This window comes from Sphingomonas sp. (assembly GCF_003248515.1).
Classification (GTDB): Bacteria; Pseudomonadota; Alphaproteobacteria; order Sphingomonadales; family Sphingomonadaceae; genus Sphingomonas_I.
In genome coordinates this window covers 80,523-105,046 of sequence record NZ_QFOB01000001.1, presented here as the reverse complement: position 1 = coordinate 105,046, position 24,524 = coordinate 80,523, and the positions used below count along the sequence as shown (strand labels likewise).

Annotated in this window: 21 protein-coding genes and 1 tRNA gene; 7 read left to right on the top strand and 15 right to left on the bottom strand. The window is 64.1% G+C overall.

Annotation, left to right across the window (positions count from 1 at the left end; translation table 11 throughout):
* Positions 1-121 precede the first annotated feature (121 nt).
* The 5 genes from DI605_RS00495 (at position 122) to DI605_RS00480 (ending at position 6,364) form a co-directional block, all read left to right on the top strand.
* Positions 122-1,333, top strand: a complete 1,212-nt coding sequence (locus DI605_RS00495; RefSeq protein ID WP_293967759.1) for a site-specific integrase — start codon at positions 122-124, stop codon at positions 1,331-1,333.
* 687 nt (positions 1,334-2,020) lie between these two features.
* Positions 2,021-2,203, top strand: coding sequence for a helix-turn-helix transcriptional regulator (locus tag DI605_RS21470; protein ID WP_367120011.1), 183 nt, complete (start codon positions 2,021-2,023; stop codon positions 2,201-2,203).
* Positions 2,200-4,269 carry a phage/plasmid primase, P4 family gene (locus DI605_RS00490; RefSeq protein WP_293967757.1) on the top strand — a complete coding sequence of 690 codons (2,070 nt, stop codon included), beginning with the start codon at positions 2,200-2,202 and terminating at the stop codon, positions 4,267-4,269. Before DI605_RS21470 ends, DI605_RS00490 begins: the two co-directional genes overlap by 4 nt.
* A gap of 9 nt (positions 4,270-4,278) precedes the next feature.
* On the top strand, positions 4,279-4,731 hold the full coding sequence (locus tag DI605_RS00485) for a hypothetical protein (RefSeq protein WP_293967754.1): 453 nt from the start codon (positions 4,279-4,281) through the stop codon (positions 4,729-4,731).
* 835 nt (positions 4,732-5,566) lie between these two features.
* A complete protein-coding gene (locus DI605_RS00480; RefSeq protein ID WP_293967752.1) occupies positions 5,567-6,364 on the top strand; it encodes a hypothetical protein in 798 nt (265 codons plus the stop codon).
* Here the strand turns inward: DI605_RS00480 and DI605_RS00475 are convergent.
* The 3 genes from DI605_RS00475 to DI605_RS00465 all read right to left on the bottom strand — a co-directional run bounded on the left by DI605_RS00475 (position 6,361) and on the right by DI605_RS00465 (position 8,258).
* Positions 6,361-6,522, bottom strand: coding sequence for a hypothetical protein (locus tag DI605_RS00475; protein WP_293967749.1), 162 nt, complete (start codon positions 6,520-6,522; stop codon positions 6,361-6,363). The two genes, DI605_RS00480 and DI605_RS00475, sit on opposite strands and share 4 nt — an antisense overlap.
* Complete coding sequence (locus DI605_RS00470; protein WP_293967746.1) at positions 6,519-7,856, bottom strand: hypothetical protein; 1,338 nt, start codon at positions 7,854-7,856, stop codon at positions 6,519-6,521. The genes DI605_RS00475 and DI605_RS00470 overlap by 4 nt, the downstream gene beginning before the upstream one ends.
* A 325-nt stretch (positions 7,857-8,181) precedes the next feature.
* Positions 8,182-8,258: transfer RNA gene (locus DI605_RS00465), tRNA-Arg, on the bottom strand.
* A gap of 102 nt (positions 8,259-8,360) precedes the next feature.
* Between DI605_RS00465 and DI605_RS00460 the strand changes: the two genes are divergently transcribed.
* The gene (locus DI605_RS00460; protein WP_293967743.1) at positions 8,361-8,846 is read left to right on the top strand and encodes a hypothetical protein; all 486 of its coding nucleotides are present in this window, start codon (positions 8,361-8,363) and stop codon (positions 8,844-8,846) included.
* A gap of 43 nt (positions 8,847-8,889) precedes the next feature.
* On the opposite strand, the gene DI605_RS00455 is transcribed toward DI605_RS00460, so the two are convergent.
* From DI605_RS00455 to DI605_RS00435, 5 genes are all read right to left on the bottom strand, one after another.
* Positions 8,890-9,405, bottom strand: coding sequence for a GNAT family N-acetyltransferase (locus DI605_RS00455; RefSeq protein ID WP_293967740.1), 516 nt, complete (start codon positions 9,403-9,405; stop codon positions 8,890-8,892).
* Positions 9,402-10,397: a porphobilinogen synthase gene (hemB, locus tag DI605_RS00450; RefSeq protein ID WP_293967737.1), complete on the bottom strand. Its 996-nt coding sequence runs from the start codon at positions 10,395-10,397 to the stop codon at positions 9,402-9,404. Before hemB ends, DI605_RS00455 begins: the two co-directional genes overlap by 4 nt.
* Positions 10,398-10,588: 191 nt before the next feature.
* Positions 10,589-11,116, bottom strand: coding sequence for an SMI1/KNR4 family protein (locus DI605_RS00445; RefSeq protein WP_293967734.1), 528 nt, complete (start codon positions 11,114-11,116; stop codon positions 10,589-10,591).
* A 96-nt stretch (positions 11,117-11,212) separates the two neighbouring features.
* Positions 11,213-12,226: a UDP-glucose 4-epimerase GalE gene (gene galE, locus DI605_RS00440; RefSeq protein WP_293967732.1), complete on the bottom strand. Its 1,014-nt coding sequence runs from the start codon at positions 12,224-12,226 to the stop codon at positions 11,213-11,215.
* 3 nt (positions 12,227-12,229) lie between these two features.
* Positions 12,230-14,365 carry a penicillin acylase family protein gene (locus DI605_RS00435; protein ID WP_293968838.1) on the bottom strand — a complete coding sequence of 712 codons (2,136 nt, stop codon included), beginning with the start codon at positions 14,363-14,365 and terminating at the stop codon, positions 12,230-12,232.
* 245 nt (positions 14,366-14,610) lie between these two features.
* On the opposite strand from DI605_RS00435, the gene DI605_RS00430 reads away from it, so the two are divergent.
* Positions 14,611-15,834 (top strand): amidohydrolase family protein, encoded by a 1,224-nt coding sequence (locus DI605_RS00430; protein WP_293967729.1) that lies wholly within the window; start codon positions 14,611-14,613, stop codon positions 15,832-15,834.
* 50 nt (positions 15,835-15,884) lie between these two features.
* Here the strand turns inward: DI605_RS00430 and DI605_RS00425 are convergent, their stop codons facing one another.
* The 7 genes from DI605_RS00425 to groL all read right to left on the bottom strand — a co-directional run bounded on the left by DI605_RS00425 (position 15,885) and on the right by groL (position 24,518).
* Positions 15,885-16,235: an ArsC family reductase gene (locus DI605_RS00425; protein ID WP_293967726.1), complete on the bottom strand. Its 351-nt coding sequence runs from the start codon at positions 16,233-16,235 to the stop codon at positions 15,885-15,887.
* A 70-nt stretch (positions 16,236-16,305) separates the two neighbouring features.
* The gene (locus DI605_RS00420; RefSeq protein ID WP_293967724.1) at positions 16,306-16,506 is read right to left on the bottom strand and encodes a DUF4169 family protein; all 201 of its coding nucleotides are present in this window, start codon (positions 16,504-16,506) and stop codon (positions 16,306-16,308) included.
* Positions 16,506-17,390 carry a diacylglycerol kinase family protein gene (locus DI605_RS00415; protein WP_293967721.1) on the bottom strand — a complete coding sequence of 295 codons (885 nt, stop codon included), beginning with the start codon at positions 17,388-17,390 and terminating at the stop codon, positions 16,506-16,508. Before DI605_RS00415 ends, DI605_RS00420 begins: the two co-directional genes overlap by 1 nt.
* 67 nt (positions 17,391-17,457) lie before the next feature.
* On the bottom strand, positions 17,458-17,658 hold the full coding sequence (locus DI605_RS00410; RefSeq protein WP_293967718.1) for a hypothetical protein: 201 nt from the start codon (positions 17,656-17,658) through the stop codon (positions 17,458-17,460).
* 134 nt (positions 17,659-17,792) lie between these two features.
* Entirely contained in the window at positions 17,793-19,622 is a 1,830-nt protein-coding gene (locus tag DI605_RS00405; protein ID WP_293967715.1) for a diguanylate cyclase, read from the bottom strand.
* A gap of 87 nt (positions 19,623-19,709) precedes the next feature.
* Positions 19,710-22,382 (bottom strand): phosphoenolpyruvate carboxylase, encoded by a 2,673-nt coding sequence (gene ppc, locus DI605_RS00400; RefSeq protein ID WP_293967712.1) that lies wholly within the window; start codon positions 22,380-22,382, stop codon positions 19,710-19,712.
* A gap of 480 nt (positions 22,383-22,862) precedes the next feature.
* The gene (groL, locus tag DI605_RS00395; RefSeq protein WP_293967709.1) at positions 22,863-24,518 is read right to left on the bottom strand and encodes a chaperonin GroEL; all 1,656 of its coding nucleotides are present in this window, start codon (positions 24,516-24,518) and stop codon (positions 22,863-22,865) included.
* Between the last annotated feature and the right edge of the window lie 6 nt (positions 24,519-24,524).

The window sequence follows — 24,524 nt, the reverse complement described above, 5'->3', positions numbered from 1 at the left end:
CGTTGCGCTGATCATCGATATCTCTCTGTAATAGCCAGGAACGTGTTGCGGTTGACTGCGCTGGCTGTTGCGGTGGATTGCTGCTTTCTGCTACTTGATCGCTACCTAGCGGAGTGATGGCATGAAGGCAAAGCTCACTGTTCGATCGGTCGAGGCCATGAAGGCGGAGGCCAAGGACGTGATCCTGTGGGACAGTGAGCTTGCCGGATTTGGTTGCAAGCTCACGCCCGCCGGAAAGCGCTCTTACTTTCTGTATTATCGCACCAAGGACGGGCAGCAGCGACGGCCGACGATCGGCGCACATGGCCCGCTGAAGCCTGAGTCGGCGCGGACGATTGCTCGCGCTTGGCTTGCCGAAGTAGCGCAGGGGCGCGATCCTTCGCTGACCCGCGCGTTGGACAAGGCGGCGCCGACTTTCGACGCGCTGTGCGATCGGTATCTCAGCGACCATGCCGACGTGAGGAAGAAGGCCAGTTCGGCTGAGGGTGATCGACGGCTGATCCGGCTACACCTCCGCCCGGCGCTAGGACCGAAGAAGGTGGCAGCCATCACGCGCGGCGATATCCAGAGCCTCCATCATCGGCTCCGTGGCACGCCGTACGAGGCTAACCGCGTCCGCGCGCTGGCGAGCAAGATGTTCTCGCTGAGTGAGCGGTGGGGCATGCGCCCGGATGGCTCCAACCCTGCAACAAACATCGATCGTTACAAGGAAGAGAAGCGCGAACGATACCTGACCGGCGCTGAAGTGGCGCGCCTATGGCAGGAGCTGAACTCGGACGCGGCCGCCGCCAAGGTTTCGGCCAGCGCGATTGCGGCGATCAAAATGCTGATGCTGACTGGCCGCCGCTTGAATGAAGTGCTGGGCATGAAATGGGCTTGGGTGGACCTTGAGGCCAAGCTGCTGAAGCTACCGGATACCAAGGGTGGACGCCTTACGGTATCGTTGGGCGACGCTGCCGCAGCACTCCTTGCCGATCTAAAAGCGCAAGCCGGTAATCATCCCTACGTTATTCCGGGGGCGATTGAGGACAAGCCGTTGGTGAATCTTCAGAAGCCGTGGCGCGTCGTTCGGGCGCTGGCCGATTTGAATGACGTTCGTATCCACGATTTGCGGCACACCTTCGCCAGTGTGGGCGCGGGAATGGGCATGTCGCTACACATGCTCGGCCGTCTTCTCGGGCATACTCAGGCGGCGACGACGAGCCGGTATGCGCACCTCGCCCAATCGCCCGTACAGGCCGCTGCAGATGCGATCGGGGTGGAACTGATGCGGCTGACGACTGGTAGGGCAGACGGGCAGGCAACAGCACTGGCCTCCAGTACTAGGGCGTGAAGCAGTTTCTGGCTCGTTTGAGGTAACGACGCCCATCATACACCTCCAGCTTGCTGCCCATCGCACTGGCTGAAAGCCGCCAAACCGGGGGGTTCCGACCTGATAAAGTCTGAAGGGTCAGGAAGAATATCGACGTACTCGGCTCGGCGGCGTCGTTCACTGGATAGGCTGACACGCCAGCTACCAGCATGCAGCGCTCGACGTCTGGCTTAGATCTGGGCGAGGTCAGCATCTCTTTGACGGTCAACCCGTCAAAGAAGTCGGTGGCACTCGATGCGGCTGTGGCAACCGCAATCGCTGCTATCATCCCCACGATCGAGTATCTCACCGTCAGCCTCCATGTCTTTGGAGGCGTCCCGGCTGAAGCCGGCCGTTGGAACCCCTGCCCAAGGACAAGGCGATGCCGCTTTTGGGCTCTCACCTTGGACATGACGGCATCCAGCCGGCCGAGAAATCTCGACCGGGCCTTGAGCCATGAGGGTTCCACGCCTCGCGCGCGGGATTGACCGCCACGCATAAGCATCATGGCGCACGGGCAACGAGCGCGCAACGCCGCTCCGGGGCAGATACTGATCTGCTTTGAAAATCTGAGGGTGGTGATGCGCGGTTGACAGCCATTCCCTAGCATCGCGGATTCACGCCTGGGTAAGGCGGGGCTCGAAGCCAAACGCTTAGGAGAGCTACCCGATGCCTGCCCCCCACATGCTCCGAGAGACCGATGCTGCCGCATATCTTGGTCTTGCTCCCAAGACTCTCGCGCGCTGGCGATGGGCGGGCAAAGGGCCTGCGTTTCACAAGCTGGGTTCAGCCGTCCGCTACTCGGTCAGCGAGCTTGACGCCTTCATCTCTGGCGCGGCAGTCGCCCGGTGAACGCCCTTGCCGCAGCAGCATCGGAATATGGTGCGCAGGGACTTCCCGTCGTTGCTCTGCGGCCACGGAGCAAGGTGCCGGCGATGCGGCATGGCAAGAAGGATGCGACGCTCGACGCAGCATTGATCGCGCAATGGTTTCCGCCCGACACGGATAACAATGTCGCGGTCCTGACCGGCCAGCAATCCGGCTTGATTGTGGTTGACGTCGATACCCGTAATGATGGCGACGCTGGCTTTGACCGTCTCGAACGAACCTACGGCAAGCTGCCCGAAACAAGGCGGGCCAAAACCGGTGGGGGCGGTTTTCACCTCTACTTCCGCCTTCCCGATGAAACGGAGGGGGTCAGCGATCATACTCATGTCGCCGGCTTTCAGGGTGTCGATCTGAAGGCGGACGGCTACGTGGTCGCACCTCCCAGCGTCCACCCATCGGGGGCGTCATATGCTTGGGAGAACGACGCGCCGATCGCGGATGCCCCCGATTGGCTTATCGAACTGGCGAGGGGCGGCAAGCGCATCAAGTCTGCCACAACGTCATCTGGCGCCGGCGTTCTGGAAGGGGGGCGTAACTCGGCCCTGTTCAGCTCCGTCTGCGGGATGCGCGCGCGCGGCATGCTGCCTGAAGTCATTCTTGCCGCCGCGCACGCCGAGAACACCGTGCGTTGCGTGCCGCCGCTGGAGTCCGACGAAGTGGAGCGGATCGTGAGCAGTGCGATGCGGTATGAGCCGGGGTCGGAACACGCTGAAACGGAGCTGGGCAACGCACGGCGGCTGGTCGATCTGCTTGACGGGATGGCACGGTATGAGAGTGCCTCACGAGACTGGTTCGTCTGGTCCGATAATCGCTGGTCGCGCGATGATGAGGGAGAGGTCACGCGCTTGGCAAAGCGGGTGGTGGACGGGCTGCTTTCCGCCGCGAAGCTGATCAATGATCCGGAGACGCTGAAGCGCCGCCTTGCCTTCGCGCACAGGTCGCAAACGGCCGCGCGCATCGCCGGCATGATCGAACTGGCAAAGACCGAACCAGGTGTGCCGATCAAGTTCGACGCTTTCGATCGCCAGCCGCATTTTCTGAACGTCAGAAATGGCATGGTCGATCTGGCAACCGGCCGGCTGCTGCCGCATGATCGCAACGCCTTTATCACACACGTCATCGACATCGATTTCGATCCGGCCGCAGCCTGCCCGGAGTTTGAACGGTTCGTGGCGGAGGTGCTTGGGCGCGATCCTGAACTGATCGAATACGTTCAGCGGGCAGTCGGTTATGCCGCTACCGGCGACACGCGCGAGCAGTGCTTTTTCGTGCTTCATGGCGAGGGAGCAAACGGGAAAAGTACCTTCCTGAACGCGATCCGTTCGGTGCTGGGCACCTACGCCAAGCACACGCCCACGGACACTTTGGTCGCCAAGGCGGGCGGCGCGTCCAACGATCTGGCGCGGCTCGCCGGAACGCGGTTCGTCACCGCGTCCGAGGCCAATGCCGATCAGCGACTTGCCGACGCGCTGCTAAAGCAGGTGACAGGGGACGAGCCAATCGTCGCACGGTTTCTGTTTAAGGAGTTCATCTCCTTCCGGCCGACCTTCAAGTTGTTCCTCGCGACCAATCAGCTCCCGCAGGTCAACGGGAACGATCCGGCCATCTGGAGGAGGATTCGGACGGTCCCCTTCAACCGGGTATTCGGGCCGGAGGAGCAGGATCGTCAGCTGGCCGACAAGCTGGCAGCTGAGAAAGCCGGGATACTCGCCTGGATTATCCGAGGGGCGATAAGTTGGTACCGGGATGGCTTGCCCACCCCGGCAGCTGTGCGCGCTGCCAATGCCGAATATCGCGCCGACATGGATTCGGTGGGTCAGTTCATCGAGGAGCGATGCGAAATCGCGGTGGACGCGGCTGTGGCCGCATCGTCTCTCTATGCAAGCTACCGGCACCATTCGAACGACAACGGCCGCGCGCCCGTCAACACCACGATGTTCGGCCGCACACTGAGCAAGCGAGGCTTCGCGCCCGACAAGCGTGGCGGCGTTCAACATCGCGTCGGCCTCAAACTCCGTCACGGTTTTTAGGAGATATCAATGAACTACCGTTCTCACACCTTCCTGACCCTGCTCTCCCACGCGGCGAATGAGGGGTTTCGCACTGGTCGCTTCGACCCGAATGGACCGAATGGAGAACCGATCGCCCCGCGTGCGTCAGTGTTATTTGACGCACCGCTGGGGGCAATCCCGATCCGGGCATGGATCGCCGACTGGCGCTTCGACGAAGCTCGCGTCGTCGTGGCCGCGTGGCCTACGCTTGATGTCGATCGCTGGATTGAGGCTGCGGGAGCGGACGAGCTTGCCGGGGAGGTCTTTGCACGTGGCTGGCTGGAGCGCGGTTCGAGGCTGCGGCTGGTCAACGTCTTCGAACCATCGATCTTTATGCGGCAAAGCCGTATCGCGACCATGAAGGGGCTGCCTGTCCCGGATGAGGTATGTGATCCGCTCGGCCTGTATCCATCGTACCTGCGCCATGCCGCTGCTGCATAGGACGGTAGGACGGTTAGGAGGGTTGATCGCGACGCTGTCCCATTCGCCGTTCACCGGACGATTAATGTGAAAACCGTCGTAACTGTCCTACCGTCCTGCCTTCCGAAAATGAGCCGACAGTGACGAGGCAACATGAAAGCGCGGTTTCGACGACCAATTCTCACTCAGGATCGACGGTAGCCGCTGACGAGATGTTGTGGCAGCCGGTCCGTCCGCCGAGACGAGGAGAGCCGCGCACGGCCTTTCACGCTCAGATGCTGATGCCGGGCTTCTCTCTCGCTTTTCATGCGGCTGCCCTAGGCCGCTCTCGCACGTCGATTATGTCATATCGCGCAGCAGCGATTGAGGCTGCGCGATCTGATCCAAGGGTTCTGGAGGCGGTCGATGCGGCTATTTGGGCGATGCGCCCGGAACATGGGCTCGCTATGGCCCAAGCTCGCGGCACGGCACAGCTCCCTTATTGGTCAAGGCTGGCGATATGCGACTATCGGAAGCGGGGGCTGTCTCGCCCTGCTATAGCTAACGCTTTTAGATGCTCGCTCGGCACGGTCGCCAACGTGCTGCAGGGCAAGGGCAGCTCCTACTCTCTCTTCTCAGGCGTACGCTGTCTCACCTCAGCCCAGCGCAATCCCCCGCGACGAATGAGAAGACCAGCACACAGAGTCGCCCCATCTGACCGGGCAGCCTAATCAGATTTGGGCGCTGGTTTAGAAGGCTTGCGGGGAGGCTTATTAGGGGCGGGGCGCCCTTGGCTTCCCTTACTGCTACCCTGTTCGATTGGGCCTCGTTGCTGTCGCTCTGGTTCTTTAGCCATATCTCAGGATAGAACACGAGCATGAGCTATGACAACAGGGTCGGAGAGCTAACGGTCCTCTGCGACGAAGTGCTTGAACAGGTCGTTCGGGAAGCCGAAACTCTAATCGCCGCGCAACTGGTTGTTGCTGGTGCAGCAGATCAGCGTGCAATGACCTTCGCTGGCTTTTTGATTGCCGCTGCAACTGCCGCGATCGGCGGCGTCGTGGCGCTGATTTTGAGCGACAAACCCGATTGGTCGGTGGTCACGATCGGCACGTCATATTCGCTGCTGATGGTAGTCGCATCGGGATGTGCGATTTGGAGCGCTAAGCCCGGGCCTTTTTCATTTCCCGGCAACGAGCCGTCGTGCTGGCACCCTGATCAGTGGCATGCTGGTGCATCTGGACCGCACGACCTCCACCAAGCTCGCGTGGAGCAGGCCGTTACGCTGCAAAGTCAGCTGGGAAAAAACAAGCGCTCCCTTGCGAAGAATAGCCGATGGATGCGTGTGGCAATGGCGCTGGCTTTTCTTGCGACGCTCGCAGGGGCGGTAGCCGTTGGTTGGTGGGGCGTTCATCGACGACAGACCCCCTCTGCGACGCGATCTGACAGACCCGGCGCCGCAACAGGGCCTCATAATCAAGAATGTGCATTCATTCCCGATAGAAAATCGGCGAGCGGTAAGGCCTCGAACGATCACTACGCTGCGCCCCCGGGCACTCCGATCGCAAGCCGTATGGCTCATATGGGTCGCAAAAAGCCTATGGCTCGCAGGCAAGGGGCCGAAAGCTCCCGCTGTACAGAAGCTCCCGTTTTGTCGGAAATTACAATGCGTTAGGCGTGCTGGAGAAACCGCTCGTTGGCCTGCCGTGTCAGCGTACAAACCATCTCGTCGATCGATCGGCGAGTTACGTCCTCAACCCGACGATCCAGATCCTGACGGCCGCCGATGCGATCACGGCTCGGCGCGGAATCCTGTGCGCTGCGCTTTCTCATCCTGCTTCTCCTCCGGTCCTGAATGCGGAAACTCGCGATAGGTAGCGCGGGTTCAACTCAGCCTTGAAATGGTGCTTGCGCTTGATCCACACAAACCCCTCGGCGCGCGTTATCAGGGCAACATCGATGGGTCCACCTACCGTGCCAGCATCGCGGGTCGCTTTTCTCTCCACGGCTGTAATGCTCACTAACGCCTCGGCTAACTCTATCAGCTCCTGTTTCGGCATCAAGGAGATTGTCTGCTTGAACTCACGTTCGATCTCATCGCGAACCCGATCCACAAACACGTCATATAGGGCTGGCAACTTTTCCTGCAAAAAGCTTGCCATATCGTTGATGGGAATTGCGCCGCCATTGGCATCCGAAATGTTCCACCCGAGGCCAGCAAACATGGCAGGAAGAGCCTTCCCCGCGAACTGATCTAAAAATTCTCTGCTACGGTATATAAGCCTAGCATCGCCTCCCCGGAGCAGGCGTTCGATAACATCAGTCTGGGCAAATGAAATGGCTGTCCCTAGCTCTTTCGTGCGGCCATTTGGCATCTGATCACGAGTAATTTCCACGTCATGAGTGACCTCGTAACGAAGGCGACCATTAAGAACACCATCTAAGATTACCGCATGAAGCGATGGAAATAGATCGTCTCCACCAAATCCGCAAACTACTAAACCGGTCCGGGTATCCTCATCTAATGTAACTAACATTTCTTTTAGCATTAATCCCTTGACGGATTTGGCATCTTTTTTTGTGATTCCTTTTTCGCCAAACATCTCGCCTATGATAGTCGATATTAGATCGCCATACTTTTTATCAGTATCCGACAGATTAACCGCATCAAGACTTTTAAGTTTACTAGTTTCGTCTAATTTCGATGACCGAACGTTTATCGCAGAAATAAGCAACTCGGAAACGACTGAGCGTTTTATGGTCCTTTTGCCCGAGCTAAACAGGTCTTGGATGTTTTCCATCACCGTCGCCTGCAGAAACGAAATTCGACTTTGAACAAATCGTCGTATAAAGTCGTTAGACTGATTCTCATTTACCGCTCGGTGGCGTCCCGCAAAATCAAGAAACGCTATTGACCATTCTTCAATTGAGGATGGTCTCTTATCAAATTTCTCTGTTCTGAAGTCCTTGATTATTAGTTCCCAAGGAACTCCCAAAAAATCAAGATTCCCGTTCACCATTATTGCTATTGGTTCGTCGGGCATAAGCTCAAACAGCTTGTCGCCGGTATCGAAAACCTTCTCTTGACCGTATCCGGTAATCGTAACAGCGCTATCCGCCGCGAGTGCTACACCAAGACGGTTGATTACAGCTATTTCGGTTGTCATTTTGCTTGGCTAGCTGGCAAATAGCTTCCTCGCAATGATCGTACGTAATCTGACGCATGGGGGGGGCATCGGGCAATCGGCCGCGCGCCGACGTGGAGGGGCGATCGACACGTACGGCAAGATAATGCCAACGCCTTGATGTCCGTATGAGCGGACCAAAAAAGCCGAAAATTATGAGCGATTGCCTGAGCTGACTATTGCATGGACGCAGCGGTGCATTGGGAAAAAGGGTGTTACCCTTTTGCGATCTGAGCCGGCAGCTACCTAAATGCTACTTAGCCCCGACCCGCTCGTCGGCGGATCCGGGCTAAGTGCATGGAAACTATGGCGCGCCCGGAACGATTCGAACGTCCGACCCTCAGATTCGTAGTCTGATGCTCTATCCAGCTGAGCTACGGGCGCTTGGGAGGCGCTCCACTAGTCGAAGGGCCGGAGGTGCGCAACCCGGCAATTGCGGGTTTCGTACGATTGTCGATTTGGGCGCGGGCCGATAAAGGCACGGCCATGCGCTCCGCCCTTCTTCTCCTGCTCGGCGGCCTGGCGCTCGCCGCCTGTTCGTCGACCCTGCCCGACGCGCCCGGCCTCGGCCCGCGCGCGATCGAGCATCGGCCGATCCTCCCGCCCGATGCGGCCAGCGAAGCGGAAACGCCGGAGAGCCCGGCGTTGGCCCAACGGCTGGCGAAGCTCGTCGCGGAGGCGAAAGAGGGCCATGCCACTTTCGAGAGGGAGCGCGCGGGCGTCGCCGGCGCGCTGGCGCGCGCGAAAGGATCGGCCGAGGGCAGCGAGGCATGGATTGCGGGGCAGGAAGCGCTGAGCGCGCTGGATGCCGCGCGGGCGACGGTGCGCAACGTGGCCGGCGAGATCGACGCGCTGAGGGTGGACCCGGCCTATCTCGGCACGGGCGACCGCGCCGCGATCGAGGCGGCGGCGGAGACTGTCGCCGCGCTTTCGAATGCCGAGGCCGATGCGGTGGACGGGCTGACGGGCTGATATCGGCCCGCCGATTTGCGCGCCGCGACGCCCTGTCGGCCGTTCACCGTCCCGATTCGCCGGCCAACCCCGCCGGACGCTCCGCCGCATAGACGATGTGCGCCGAGAGCGGATGATCCGCGGGGAAGGCCGGATGGGCGAAATCCAGATCGGGGCGGTGGCGCATGCCCAGCCGCCCCATCAGCGTCCACGACGCCCGATTGGCGGGCACTGTCCAGGCGAGGATGCGCGCGTGGGCCGTATGCGCCCAGCCCCAGGCGTCGCGCCGCAGCCGCCAGCCTATCTCCAGTTCGTCGACGACCGGCGTGCCGGCATGGCCGCCGGGACGGACGCCGCAGAAGCCCAGAAAGGCGCCGTCATCCCGCCGCTCGATCGCCCAGAAGCAATGGCCGATCCGATCCTGAAAATCGCGCTGGCGGGCGATGGCGGCCTCCACTTCGGCCAGCGACTGCGGGCCGCCGAGATGGGCCATGACCTCGCCGTCCGCGCACATCGCCGCGAAGGGCGCGATATCGCCATCGCGCCAGCCACGCAGGATGAGACGCCCCGTCTCGATCATCCGCCCATGAGCCGGGCGGCATGGAGCGCGTGATAGGTGAGGACGCCGGATGCGCCCGCCCGCTTGAACGCCATCAGCGTTTCCATGACGAGGCCATCGCGCTCACCGGCGCCGGCCGCGACCGCCGCCTCGATCATCGCATATTCGCCGGACACCTGATAGGCGAAGACCGGCACCTCGAACCGCCGCTTCACCAGCGCGACGATATCGAGATAGGGCAGGCCCGGCTTCACCATCACCGTATCCGCGCCTTCGGCCAGATCCAGCGCCACCTCGCGCAGCGCCTCCTCGCTGTTGGCGCTGTCCATCTGGTAATTCTTCTTGTCGCCTTTCAGCAGCCCGCGCGAGCTGACCGCATCGCGGAAGGGGCCGTAGAAGGCGGAGGCATATTTGGCGGCATAGGCCATGATCTGGACGTTGATCAGGCCCTCCTGCTCCAGCGCGGCGCGGATCAGGCCGATGCGCCCGTCCATCATATCGCTGGGCGCGATGATATCGGCGCCGTTGCGCGCCTGGTTGAGCGCCTGTTCGACGAGGATCTCCATCGTCTCGTCATTGAGGACGAGGCCTTCCCCGTCGAGCAGGCCGTCATGGCCGTGTGCCGTATAGGGATCCAGCGCCACATCGGTGAGGATGCCGATCGGCACGCCGGCTTCCTTGATGGCGCGCGACGCGCGGCACATCAGATTGTCCGGATTGAGCGCTTCCTCACCGCGCTCGCTGCGCAGGGCGGCGGGCGTGTTCGGGAACAGGGCGAGACAGGGTATGCCCGCGGCGGCGGCCTCCTTCGCCCGCTCCACCAGCAGATCGACCGACCAGCGCGAGACGCCGGGCAGCGTGGAGATCGGCTCTTCCACCTGCGTGCCCTCGGTCACGAAGAGGGGCCAGATCAGATCGGCGGGGGTCAGGATATTTTCCGCGACCATTGCCCGGCTCCAGGCATGGCGACGGGTGCGGCGAAGGCGGAGGGCGGGATAGGCGGCGTGAGTCATGCGCACGCCCTAGCGCCAAAGCGGGTGCGGTTGAACCGGATCGCGACGGCCGGAGGCGCGCTGAAGCGAACGAGGTCCATGCGACGCGCGCCCTCTCTCCGGAAGGCGATTTGGCATTCTACATCGTCGATGCGGAGGCCAACCCACCCCTCGAACACGGGTCTAAAAATCGAGGCTTGCAGCAGGCCTCGCTAGCTGACGGAAAGCCAATCGCTGACATATCGATCGACAAATTCCGAAAAGGAGGCTGCCACGACCTTCTCAGGGCCTCCGATCGTCACGATCGAGCCATAGGTGGCGTCATCTGCGCAGGAGATCGCCCAAGCCCAGCACCAGACGCAATGATCCAGAAAAAACAGATATTTATCCGCGTTCTCGGGTGTAAATCGAGAATCGTATTCTTCCGGGATATTTTTTATCCGTGAGAAGGGCCACCAGTTGCCCATTTCCTCATCCCAATTCTGGCGGACCGGAGAGGATTCGGAAAGGTAGGCTCGAAAGTCGGGCGGCAGCCTGATTTTATACCGTGCCTCGAGAGCGACGATTCGATCATCCGATATTCTCTCGATCGGCACCAAAACACCGGTCTTCGCCCACCATTCCTTCAGTTTCGAATGGGCGCTCACGGTTTGAGTTTCTCGCACCAGCGCCCAGCCGTCAAACATCAACAATCTTGGTGTCACGAAGATGCGATTGCGTGGCGTTGCCGTAAAAAGCATCTTCCGAACGCCGCTGTGCGAAGAGCGGAAGAGGTTGTCGCCGGACTATCGGGGGTCATGGCGACTGCGACGCGAGATTCCGCTCGCTCTAGTTCCTCAGCCTTCGCTGCGGCGTTCGGCCAATATGCGCTCCCAGGCGAGTGCGTGATCGACGATCAGGGCGAGATCGTCGCGCTTCGGGCGCCAGGGCAGGGTTTCGAGGATCAGGCTGTTATCCGCCACCAGCAGATCGGGATCGCCCGCCCGGCGCGCCTCCATCTTGCGCGTGATCGGCGTATTGGTGACGCGATCGACGGTATCCAGCACCTCCAGCACCGAATAGCCGCGCCCATAGCCACAATTCATGATGCGGCTTTCGGAGGGGTTTTCGATCAGCCATTCCAGCGCCGCGACATGCGCCTCGGCCAGATCGGAGACGTGGATATAATCGCGCACGCCGGTGCCGTCGGGCGTGGCATAATCGGTGCCGAACACGCCGACATGGGCGCGCTTGCCCGTCACCGCTTCCACCGCGATCTTGATGAGATGCGTGGCGCCCGCCGTGGACTGGCCGGATCGGCCGGCCGGATCGGCCCCGGCGACGTTGAAATAGCGCAGCGCGCAGAAATTCATCGGGTGCGCGGCCGTCACGTCGCGCAGCATATGCTCCGTCATCAGCTTCGACGTGCCGTAGGGATTGATCGGCCGGTTCGGCATGCCCTCGCGGATCGGCACCTCATCCGGAATGCCATAGGTGGCGGCGGTGGAGGAGAAGATGAAGTGCGGCACGCCCGCCTTCACTGCCGCCTCGATCAGGGCGCGGCTGGCGGCGGTGTTGTTGCGATAATATTTGAGCGGATCGATCACCGATTCCGGCACAACGATGGAGCCGGCGAAATGGAGGATCGCGCCGATCGCGTGTTCGGCAAGCGCGCGGCCGACGAGATCCATGTCCGCCACGTCGCCCTGCACGAAGCCCACGCCTTCCGGCACGGCCCAGCGGAAGCCGGTGGAAAGATCATCCAGCACCACCACCTGCCAGCCGGCATCCAGCAGGGCCAGCACGGCATGGCTGCCGATATAGCCGGCGCCGCCGGTGACCAGGACGGGGAAGGGCTTCGGACCACTCATGCGTTACTCTCCGGGGTGATAGGTGCGGGCCGCGTGGGCGGCGATGTCCGCAGGGTAGAAATGGACGGGGCGGAGCGCGCCCCCGGCATAACGTGATACCTGATCGGTGAAATGGGGCGAGGCCGGATCGCCGCTTTCGCCGCCCGCCGAGACCGCCCAGGCGCGCAGCCGCGGCCCGAACTCGACCACCGCCACGAAGCTGTTGCCGCTGGTGCCATACCATTTCTTCGTGCCGGGATAGGGCTTTGCCCCGAACGAGGCGAGCGAGCCCCAGAGCGCGGAGGCGAAGGGCACGGGCGAGGAGGGCTTCGCATCGTCGAACGTCTGCACGATCGCGCCGTCATTGCGCTGGAAGCGATTGATGTCGCCCCATTTCACGCGCCAGCCGCCGAACAGGCCGGTCAACTCCGCAACGGCGCGATCAAGCGCCGCGAGGCGCGCGGGATCGTCCAGCGCGTCCATGCGCGCCCAGGGCGATTTGCCCGCCGAACAGGGCCCGTCGAGGATTGCGGTGCACATCTGCGTGCCCCAATAGACGGCGAGTGTGGTGGCTTCGGACGCGGCGCCCCAGCGATCGTCCCAGTCGCGCAGCAGGGCGACGGGATCGGCCAGCCTGGCCTTGGCGGTATCACCCGGGGCCAGGCGATCCCAGGCGGCGGTGAGCAGGGGCACGTTGGTGGCGAAGGTGGGCAGCCAGCTGTCATACGCGGCGGCGATCAGGCCGGGGGCATCGAAATCGTGGCGCCCGGTCAACAGCTTCGTCGCATGTTCGCCGCGCGGATTTTCGCCGACCATATCCATGTAGCGCGGGAAATCGGCCTTGCGGATGCTCCCCGGCCCGGCTGCGCCCCACGGCTCGTTATTCGTGTTCATCGCCCAGCCGCTCGGCGGATTCACCGCCCGGGGGAGTTTGGAGAGCGGGGTGAGGCCCTTCCAGTCGGTGGCGGGATCGCTGCCATCCACGGGGCGGCGATAATCGAAGCGATCGTCGCGCACCGGCACGAACTGGGGGTGGAGATAGGCGATCTCGCCCTTGTCATCGGCGAAGAGCGTGTCGTTCGAGCTGTTCGCCTGCAGGCCGGCGACCTTCAGGAAGCCCGCATAATCCCTCGTCTTGGTGCGCAGATAGCTTTGCTGGAGCGCGGGCACCGGTTTCCACATCATGCGGAAGGCGATGGGCTTGCCCATTTCCATGCGCACGAGCGGCCCGTGCGAGGAATAGAGGACGCCGAAGACGCGCCGGGCCTGCCTGCCGTCCGCGCCCTTGTAGGCAAGGGTGATCTGCCGGCTGGTGAGCGGGCGCCATTCCGTGCCGTAGCGGATCCCCTTCACGCCATTTCGCGTCTCGATCGTCTCGGCATATTCGTCCACCGCGTCGACCGTGCTGGAGGTGTGCATCCAGCCGGCATGATCGTTGAAGCCCTGATAGAGGAAGAACTGGCCCCAGGTGGCCGCGCCATAGGCATTCAGGCCCGCATCGCTCGTCATCTGCAGTTCGGAGCGGAAGAAGAAGCTGGTGTGCGGATTGATGAGGAGAAGGGCGTGGCCGTCCTTCGTATTTTTCGGCGCGATAGCGATGCCGTTGGAGCCGGTGGGCTCGATCAGGTGGCGGTCGGCGGCGAGGAGGATTTCAGGCTTTCCGGTGTAGAGCGCCTCCAGCGCCTTCAGATCGATCCGCTCAATGTCGCCGCCGATGCTGCCCTCGGTGAAGGAGAGCGCCATCCATGGCTCGAAACGGGTGAGGACGCGCGGGCGCACATCGGGGTGGGTGGCCAGATAGTGATTGAGGCCGTCCGCCCAGGCATCCATCAGATCGCGCAGCCATTGCGGGCTGGCGTCATAATCGCGCTGGAGCTGATCGGGATCGACATAGAGGCGCTGGCGCAGATCGGCCCAGATCGCCTTTTCGCCCTCGGCCTCCGCCGTGCGGCCCAGCGCCGTCAGATAATTGGCCTCGATACGGGGGAAATCATCCTCGGCCTGCACATAGATCATGCCGAAGACGGCATCTGCATCCGTCTTTCCATGAACGTGGGCGACGCCCCATTCGTCTCGGGTGATGGTGACGCGGGCGGCCCGTGCGGTCCAGGCCGCTTTCTCCACCTTGTCGCCGATCGCGCGCGCCTGATCCGGTGCCATGCCGGTCTGGCCCCAATAGACCATTCGCGGTTTCGCGAATGCGGGTGCGGCATGGACGGCCGATGTGCACAAAGCGAGCGCAAGGGGCAGCCGTAGCCACCCGCCTTTGGCCCACCCGCCTCTGGCCATGTGCTTCGTCCCCTTTATGCTCGGGTACGGATGGCTACCGGCGATGGTGCGGCGCGGCAAGGAGGGAAAGATTGGGAAAGTGGCGGAAACGGGCGGGATGCTGCCTCGCGCTCCTGATGGCGTCTCCGCTCCCGGCGGCCGGCCCGGCCATCCTGCTGAAGCCCGCCCGCATCTTCGATGGCGTCACGCCGGGCCCGCATGAAGGCTGGCAGCTTCTGGTGGAGGGCGATCATATCGCTGCGGTCGGCCCCGCGCTGGCCGTGCCGGCGGGAACGCGGACGATCGACCTGCCGGGGATGACGCTGGCACCCGGCCTGATCGAGGGGCACAGCCACCTGTTCCTCCATCCCTATGACGAGACGCCGTGGGACGATCAGGTGCTGCACGAGCCGCTGGCGCTGCGCACCGCGCGCGCCGTGGCGCAGGCGGAGACGACGCTGCGGGCGGGCTACACCACGGTGCGCGATCTGGGCACGGAGGGCGCTGGCTATGCCGATGTCGGCCTCAGGCTGGCGATCGACCGGGGCATCGTCCCCGGCCCGCGCATCCTGGCGGCAACGCGCGCGATCGTGGCGACCGGCGCCTACGGGCCCAAGGGATTCGAGCCGGGCGTGCCCGTGCCGCAGGGCGCGGAGGAGGCGAGCGGCGTGGACGGCGTGGTGCGCGCCGTGCGCGGCCAGATCGCGGCCGGGGCGGACGTGGTGAAGCTCTACGCCGATTATGCCTGGGGCCCCGGCGAGCCGCGCCGGCCGACCTTTTCGCAGGCCGAACTCTCCGCCGCCGTCGCCGCCGCGCACGATGCCGGGCGGACGACCGCCGCCCATGCCTCGACCGAAGAAGGCATCCGGCGCGCGATCCTCGCCGGTTTCGACACGATCGAGCATGGCGACGGGGCGACGCCGGAACTGATGCGGCTGATGGCGGTGAAAGGCACGGTGCTGTGCCCCACGCTGGCCGCCACCGATGCGATCCAGCATTATCGCGGCTGGAACGGCGCCGAGCCCGCGCCCGCTGCCGTGCAGACCAAGCGGCGCGAACTGGCGGAGGCGATGAAGGCGCATGTGCGGCTGTGCGTGGGCGGCGATGTCGGTGTGTTCGCGCATGGCACGAACGCGCGCGAGGCCGAACAGATGGTGGCGGCCGGCATGGCGCCGGCCGAAGCGATGATCGCGCAGACATCGGGCAATGCGAAGGCGTTTCGCATCGATGACAAGGTGGGCGCGGTGAAGGCGGGATTGCTCGCCGATCTGGTGGCGATGGAAGGCGATCCGACCCGGGATATCGCGGCGCTCACGAAGGTCCGCTTCGTGATGAAGGGAGGCGCGGTGGTGCGGGACTAGGCGGCGCGGATTCGTGCTCCCGTGCGGGCAGGGGCACGACCTTCCAGGGATCAGCCCGGCAGGGCGGCGGCGTAGACATCCGGCTTGAAGCCCACGATGCGGCGATCGCCGAGATCGAGGATCGGGCGCTTTATCATCGAGGGCTGCTCCAGCATCAGAGCGATCGCCTTTTCCGCATCCAGCCCCTCGCGCTCGGCCTCGGGCAGCTTGCGAAAGGTGGTGCCGGCGCGGTTCAGCACTTTTTCCCAGCCATGCTCGCTCACCCAGCCCGCCAGCGTCGCACGATCGATCCCGATCTTCTTGTAATCATGGAAGGCGAAGGCGACGCCATGATCGTCGAGCCACGTACGGGCCTTCTTGATCGTGTCGCAATTGGGGATGCCGTACATGGTGATCGCCAAGACATGTCGCCTTTCATCCGGTTCGTCATGTCGGCCTTCGCCGGGATGACGGGGCGGGGTCAAGGCGGCTTCAGTCGCTCTCGCCCCGGTTCTCGTCTTCGTCCAGCTTCGCGCCGTCCACGATCCGGGCGAGGCGGGTGGCGTCGTCGCGATCACGCTTCCTTTCGGCGGCGGTGCGGCCGTGGAGAGCGCGATTGGCATCCGCCTGCGTCCTGGCCGCCGTGCGCATCCTGGCCTTTCGAGCGGCGCGGAGATTGACGACATCACCCATCAGGCGGGCACTACCATCTGGATCGCCCGGGCGGAAACGGCGGCTTTGACGGGTGTGCGCGCGAGCACCTCGCCATCGATCGAAATGGGAAGCGGGGGATCGGTTTCGATCCGGAAACTCTTGCCCCGAAATTCGCGCAGCGTGCCGCGCGCCGTCTTCGGCCCGATCAGGCTGAGGCCCCAGCTCCATAGCAATTTCGTCCGCGCCGTGCCGATCACGGCCTGCACGACGATCTCGCCATTTTCGACATCGGTTTCGACGAGTTCGGTGCCGCCATGATAGGCGCCGTTGGCGATGCGCACCTCCAGCGCGCGCAGCGTCTCGCTGCCGCCATTCCCGCTCACCGTGAGCGAAAAGGGCCTGAAACGAAGCATCTGCAGCGCCGCCCAGGCGAGATAGCCCGGCCGGCCGAGCCATTTCTTCAGGCCGTGCGGCACCGATTCCGCGATCAGGGGCGAGATGCCGATCGCGGCGCAATTGGCGAAATAATCATCGTCGATCATGCCGAGATCGATGCGGCGAACCTGTCCGTCGACGATCACGCGGACGGCGTCCTCCACATCCAGCGGAATGCCCAGCGTGCGCGCGAAACTGTTGGCGGTGCCGAGCGGCAGGAGCGCGAAGACCGTCTTTTCCGCGACGAGATGATCGACCGATCCGGAAATGGAGCCGTCCCCGCCGCCGACGATCACCATCGGCACGCCCGAGCGGACGGCGCCCCGAACCTCGCCATCGAGCTTCGAGGGATCGCGCACTGCCTTGGCCGAGACGAGTTCGATGCCGGCGGCCTTCAGCAGCCTGCACGCATCCCTGAAGGCTTCCCGCCCCTTGCGGGACTTGCCGTTGACGATAAGCGCCGCCTGGCGCGGCGGATTCAGGATCATCCCGCTTCAACGCGGTCGAACCGTTTTGGATGCGTAAGGACATTCAGGGCGCGCGGGCGCCCCTTCCTCAGGTGGTGATGCCCGTCAGCAGCAGGAATGCAGCATAGCCCAGAAGCAGCGTGCCCATCACCGCCGAGAAGGACAGCAGCACCCAGCCGAACAGGGTGACGATCGGCGGATTGATCCGCTCCTCCCGCCTGTTGCGTGAGACGCTGGCCATGATGAAACTCGCGAGCACGCCATAAAAGAGCGCGGCAACCTCAATCATCTTGATCCCCCCGGATCGCTGTTCGGACTCGGGCATATGGTTAACACCCATCTCCTCAAGGATGGGTTAATGCTGCAGTGCACGCAACATCGAGGGGACGAGAAAAGCGCCGGACCGGACGCCGCCCAGGGCGATCAGGCGGCGAGCTTCACGCGATTGCGGCCGCTGCTCTTGGCCGCATAGAGCGCGCGGTCGGCGCCGGCGAGCAATGCGCCCGCATCCTGATCCGGCAGGTGCGCGGCGATGCCGACGCTGACCGTGACGACGGGAAGCTTCTCGCCTCCGGGCTCTCCCGGCCGCTCGATGATGCCGCGCAGCCGCTCGGCCACCGCCGTCGCATCCTCCGGGCTCGCGCCGGGCATCAGGATCGCGAACTCCTCGCCGCCCAGTCTGCCGACCAGATCGCCGCTGCGCACCACGCTGATCGATCGATCGGCGACGCGTTGCAACACGCGATCCCCGATGCCATGGCCGTGCGAATCATTGACCAGCTTGAAATGATCGACGTCGAAGATGGCCACGGCGAGCGCCCAGCCGAATTCGTTCGCCGCTTCCACCTGCCGCTCCAGATGGCGCAGGAAGGCACGCCGGTTGGCGAGGCCGGTCAACTCGTCCGTGGAGGCGAGCAGGGTGGCCTCGCGCGCCTGTTCCTCGGCACGGCGCTTGGCCGACATCACATGCTCTTCCAGCTTCTTGCGATCGTCGATGTCGCGCAGCGTTCCGGTGGTGCCGACGACATGGGCGGTCGAATCGCGCAGCGCCTGGATCGAAAGCTCCATCCAGCGGACCTCGCCGCTCGCCGTGCGGAAGCGCAGCAGCCGGCGCGTATTGTGCACATCGCCATCCAGCACGGGCTGCGCCCATTCACTGAATTCCGCGCGCTCGCTTTCCTCGATCCAGTCGAGCCAGGAGCGGTGCTGGCTTTGCGCGACCGGATAGCCGGTCAGCGTTTCCCAGGCGGGATTGAGATAGGTCCAGCGGCCCTTGCGATCGGTGCGGAAGATCACCTCGCCGATATTCTCGACGACGGTCATGAAATGATCGGCGAGCAGATGCGCTTCCTCGCCGCGCCGATCACTCTGGGTGAGCGCGGCGGCGACGGGCAGCGAGGTGAGGAAGTTCACCGCGATGAAGAATTGCAGCAGCAGCAGGTGCCCGGCCGTATCGCGGCCGCCATGCACGGCGATCGGCCCGTGGCCCTCCGCCGTGGCGCGCGCGGAAATGAAGGCGACGATGATGATCGCCGCCGCCGCGCCGAACTGGCGCAGGCGGAAAGTGGCGAGCAGCACGACCGGCAGCATCAGGAACAGCAGCGGCAGGCGCGTGCTGTAGAAGATCAGGAAGGAGACGAGGGCGACCAGACCGAGCACGAATATGGCTTCGGCTATGCGGCCGCCCGAAATCTCACTGATGTTCATCGTCTCGCGAAAGCGGCTGATGACGATCACGGCGGGCGCGATGATGGCGAGGCTGAGCGCGGCCGCGCCATACCAGTTTATCAGGGCTTCGCCGAAGGCGGCCGAGGTCGCCAGATGGAGCGCCGTAGCGCCGATCAGCGCCGAGAAAAGCGGCGCGATGAGGCAGGCGGCCGCGAAGACGAGCACGTCGCGCGTCCGCTCGAAGGCGCCCGAAATGCCGCCAAAGGCGCGCACGAGCAGCGCCGCGCCCGCCGCTTCCACGATGTTCGCAACGGGAAAGAGCATCGTCAGCGCGACCGGCTGATCGCGGACGAGGGACGCCACCAGATTGCCGGCGATCGCGCCGAGCACGATCCAGATGCGATCGTCGCTGCTGCGGCCCTGGGCGATGAGGAGGCCGAGCAGGATGCCGTTCGCGGGCCACAGGGAGGTGAGGCCCGAAGCCTGCGAGGCGACGAACTCGCTCGTCATGGCGGCGAGCAGAAACAGGAATGCGCTGATACACGCCAGGCGCGCATGCCGCCCGGCGCTTTCCCCCCTAGCCATGGCCCCCCATGAATGACTCATCGCAACCTCGCACGCCATTATGGCTCCGAGGCTGTTAATGGGGCCTTACGCGCGGGTGGCGCGGCGTCAACCGCTGTTGCGCAGGGCGGTCGCGATGGCGTTGATCGAAAGCTGGATGCCCTCGCCGATACGCGGATCGTCCTCACCGGCACGATGGCGCTTGATGAGTTCGATCTGGAGCAGGTTGAGCGGCTCGATATAGGGCAGGCGCAGCCGCACCGATTCCTCGAGCTTGGGGCTCTTTTCCAGCAGGCGGCTTTCGCCCGTCAGGCCGAGCAGGCCATCGCGTGCGAGTTCCCAACCCTCTCGGATACGGGCGAAAATCGCCTCGCCCGCGGCCTTGTCCTCGACGAGCGCGAGATAGCGTTCGGCGATGGCCATGTCGGATTTGGCGAGCACCATTTCGAGGTTGGCCAGCGTTGTCTGGAAGAAGGGCCAGCGCGCGGCCATGTCCTTCAGGAGGGCCTTGTCCTCGAACCCATCCAGCGCGTGGCCCACGCCATACCAGCCCGGCAGCATCACGCGCGCCTGCGCCCAGCTGAACACCCAGGGAATCGCGCGCAGATCCTCGATCCGATCCGATTTCGTGCGACTCGCGGGGCGCGATCCGATCTTGAGGCCGGCAATCTCGTTGATCGGCGTGAACTGGCGGAAGAAGGTGCGGAAACCCTCCGTCTCATAGACCAGGCCGCGATAGGCGCGGAACGCGGCGCCCGAGATTTCGCGCATCGCCGCGTGGAAACGCTGCTCGCCCTTCACCTCCCCCGGATCGAGGCTGGTGAGCAGGGTGGCAGCCGCCATCGCTTCCAGATTCAGCGCGGCGGCGGGCTTGGTGCCATATTTGGCGGCGATCACCTCGCCCTGTTCGGTGATGCGGATGCGGCCCTTTACCGTGCCCGCCGGCTGGGCGAGGATCGCGCCAAAGGCCGATCCGCCCCCGCGCCCCACGGCGCCGCCCCGGCCGTGGAACAGCTGCATCGCGACGCCGGCCTTCTCGAATACGGGCTTCAGCGCGCGGCTTGCCTCGTTCAGGCTCCAGACGGAGGTGAGATAGCCGCCATCCTTGTTGCTGTCCGAATAGCCGACCATCACCTCCTGATAGCCGCGCGCCACGACGCGGGAGGAGACTTCGGGCAGATCGAAATAGGCCTTCATGATCGCCGGGCCGTTTTCGAGATCCTCGATCGTCTCGAACAGCGGCACGACCATCATCGTGGAGGAAGCGGGATCGTCGGCGCGATAGAGGCCGACCTCCTTCAGCAGGATATCCACTTCCAGCAGATCGGAGACGGTGGCCGTCTTCGAGATGATGTAGGTGGTGATCGAGGCGGCGCCGTAGCGTGCATGCGCCTCGGCGGCGGCCTTGGCGATGGCGAGTTCGCACGCCGTTTCCTCGCTATAGGACAGATGCGTCCCGGTGAGCGGGCGCGGCGTGCGCAGTTCGCGGCGCAGCAGCGCAACCTTGGCGGCCTCGTCCAGCGAGATATAGTCCGGCTCCACGCCGGCCACCTTGAGCAATTCCGCCACGACGCGTTCGTGGACGTCGCTATTCTGGCGCAGATCGAGCGTGGCGAGGTGGAAGCCGAACGTCTCCACCGCGCGGATCAGCCGCCCCAGCGCGCCGCCGGAAGAGAGCAGGCCGCCGCCATTGGCGGCCAGGGCATGGGCGAGATCGACGAGGTCGCGGCGCAGCTCGGCCGGATTTTCGTAGCGCTCGGCGGGGTGGGCGGGCGTGCGGGCGGGCTGCTTGCCGCTGATCGCCGTATAGGTGGCGGCGACGCGCGCATAGATTCCGGTGACGGCGCGGCGATAGGGCTCGTCGGCGCGGGCGGGGCCATCGTCATGCGAAAGCTCGGCCAGCGCCGCGACTTCGCCGGTGACGGGGGCGAGCTCGCTGGAAATGGAAAGCTCGCCGCCCAGCGCGTGCAGCAGCTCGCAATAATGGGCGAGGACCGCCTCGGAAGAGCGGCCCAGCGCGAGGCGCAGCGTCTCCGCCGTGACGTAAGGGTTGCCGTCGCGATCGCCGCCGATCCAGCTGCCGGGCTTGAGAAAGCTTTTCGGCCGGGCGCCCAGCACGCGCTCCCACCGGGCATAGAGGGCGGGGAGGACGGGCAGGAAGACATCGCGCAGATAGGAAAGCGCGGTATCGATCTCGTCCGCCACGAACAGCCGCTCGCGGCGCAGCGGCCGCGTCTGCCACAGAAGCGCGATCTGGCGGACGATCGCTTCCTCGATCACGTCGCCGTCCGGCGTTTCGGTCAGTCCGCCGTCGCGCAGTCGCATCAGATCGGCGATGCGATTGCGGTGATCGATCATCGATTTGCGGCGCACCTCGGTGGGGTGCGCGGTCAGGACGGGCACGATCAGGCCATGATCGAGCATGTCGATCGCCTTGTTCGCGCCGATGCCGTGGCCGGAAAGCCGATCCAGCGCGGCCGCGAGATCCGCATCGGGATCGGAGGCGACGCCCTGCCTGTCCTCCGCGAGATTGGCGAGCATCGAGAAGAGCATGAAGCCGCGCGTGAAGGCCAGCGTATCGTCGATGCCCAGCGCATCGAGGCCACTGTCCACCTCGCCGGCCAGCCCGCGCGCGCGATCGACCGAGGAGGAGCGGATATATTCGATCCGGCGGAACAGCGTATCGCCGCCATAGGCCCGGATCACGTCGCCCAGCAGGCGGCCGAGATAACGGATATCGGGATTTTGCGTGATGGGCGGGGGAGGGGCAGCGTCAGCCATGATTCCCATGCTGCGCCGCAACGTGAAACCGGTCAATGCGGATGGCGCGATTAGCTGCAGATTATGGCGCATGCGCCACGCTTATGGCTGGTCAGCGCCCCGGGGCATGGTCTGGTGAGCGCTGGAGCCCAAGGTGGCGGGCGCGCCGCCCGATGGTTGTCGTTCCCGCCAGTTCGGAAGCGGGGCGATTCGCTGTGATGCGGAATCGGCGTCGATCTGATCCGGGGGGCGAACCGTTCCTCGCTGTTCGAAGGGGCAGGATGCGGGATCAGGCCCGGCATGACGGACAGGGCCGGGATGAGGCACAGAAAAAGGCCGGAGGATTTCTCCCCCGGCCTCTCCCTTGTCGGTGTTCGGTCTGGATCGGCCGATAAGGGGGCAAGCCCCGTATCGTCGAACGGAGGCGACGATGCCGCCTCCGCCGGCCGGCCCCTGGGCGGATCTACGCCTGAACAGGTCAGGCGCAGCCGCCCAAGCGGCTTAGAAGTCCATGCCGCCCATGCCGCCCATTCCACCCATGCCGCCGGGCATGCCGCCGCCGGCCGGGGCCTTGTCCTCCGGAGCGTCGGAAACCGCCGCTTCGGTGGTGATGAGCAGGCCGGCGACCGAAGCCGCATTCTGCAGCGCGGTGCGGACCACCTTGGTCGGATCGATCACGCCGGCCGCGACGAGATTCTCGTACTTGTCGGTCTGCGCGTTGAAGCCGAGCGTGGTGTCGTTGCTCTCGAGCAGCTTGCCCGAAACGACCGCGCCATCATGGCCCGCATTCTGCGCGATCTGGCGAACCAGAGCGGTCAGCGACTTGCGGATGATGTCGATACCGCGGGTCTGATCGTCATTCGCGCCGACGACGCCGTCCAGCGCCTTCGAAGCGTAGAGCAGGGCCGTGCCGCCGCCGGGGACGATGCCCTCTTCGACAGCCGCGCGGGTCGCGTGCAGCGCATCGTCGACGCGATCCTTGCGCTCCTTGACCTCGACTTCGGACGAACCGCCGACCTTGATCACGGCAACGCCGCCGGCGAGCTTGGCGAGACGCTCCTGGAGCTTCTCACGGTCGTAATCGCTGGTGGTGTTCTCGATCTGCTTGCGGATCGCCTCGACGCGGCCCTTGATCGACGCTTCCTCACCGGCGCCATCGACGATGGTGGTGTTGTCCTTGTCGATCGAAACGCGCTTCGCGGTGCCGAGCATGCCGAGCGTGACGCTCTCGAGCTTGATGCCGAGATCCTCGGAGATCACCTCGCCCTTCGTCAGGATCGCGATGTCTTCCAGCATCGCCTTGCGGCGATCGCCGAAGCCCGGCGCCTTGACGGCCGCGACCTTCAGGCCGCCGCGCAGCTTGTTCACGACGAGCGTGGCCAGGGCCTCGCCCTCGATGTCCTCGGCGATGATGAGGAGCGGACGGCCCGACTGGACGACGGCTTCCAGGATCGGAAGGATCGCCTGCAGGTTCGAGAGCTTCTTCTCGTGGATCAGGATGTACGGATCGGTCAGCTCGACCGTCATCTTGTCCGGGTTGGTGATGAAGTAGGGCGAGAGGTAGCCGCGGTCGAACTGCATGCCCTCGACGACGTCGAGCTCGAATTCGAGGCCCTTGGCTTCCTCGACGGTGATGACGCCTTCCTTGCCGACCTTCTCCATCGCCTCGGCGATCTTCTCGCCGACGACGGTGTCGCCGTTCGCGGAGATGATGCCGACCTGGGCGACTTCCTGGCTGCCCGAGACGGGCTTGGAGCGCGACTTCACGTCCTCGACGACCTTGGCGACGGCGAGATCGATGCCGCGCTTCAGATCCATCGGGTTCATGCCGGCGGCGACCGACTTCATGCCCTCGCGCACGATCGCCTGGGCGAGAACGGTCGCGGTGGTGGTGCCGTCACCGGCATTGTCGTTGGTCTTCGAGGCCACTTCGCGCAGCATCTGCGCGCCCATGTTCTCGAACTTGTCCTTGAGCTCGATCTCCTTGGCGACGGTGACGCCGTCCTTGGTGATGCGCGGCGCGCCGAAGCTCTTGTCGATCACGACGTTGCGGCCCTTGGGGCCGAGCGTGACCTTCACCGCGTCGGCGAGGATGTCGACGCCGCGCAGGATGCGCTCACGGGCGTCGCGCGAAAACTTTACGTCCTTCGCTGCCATGTTCTG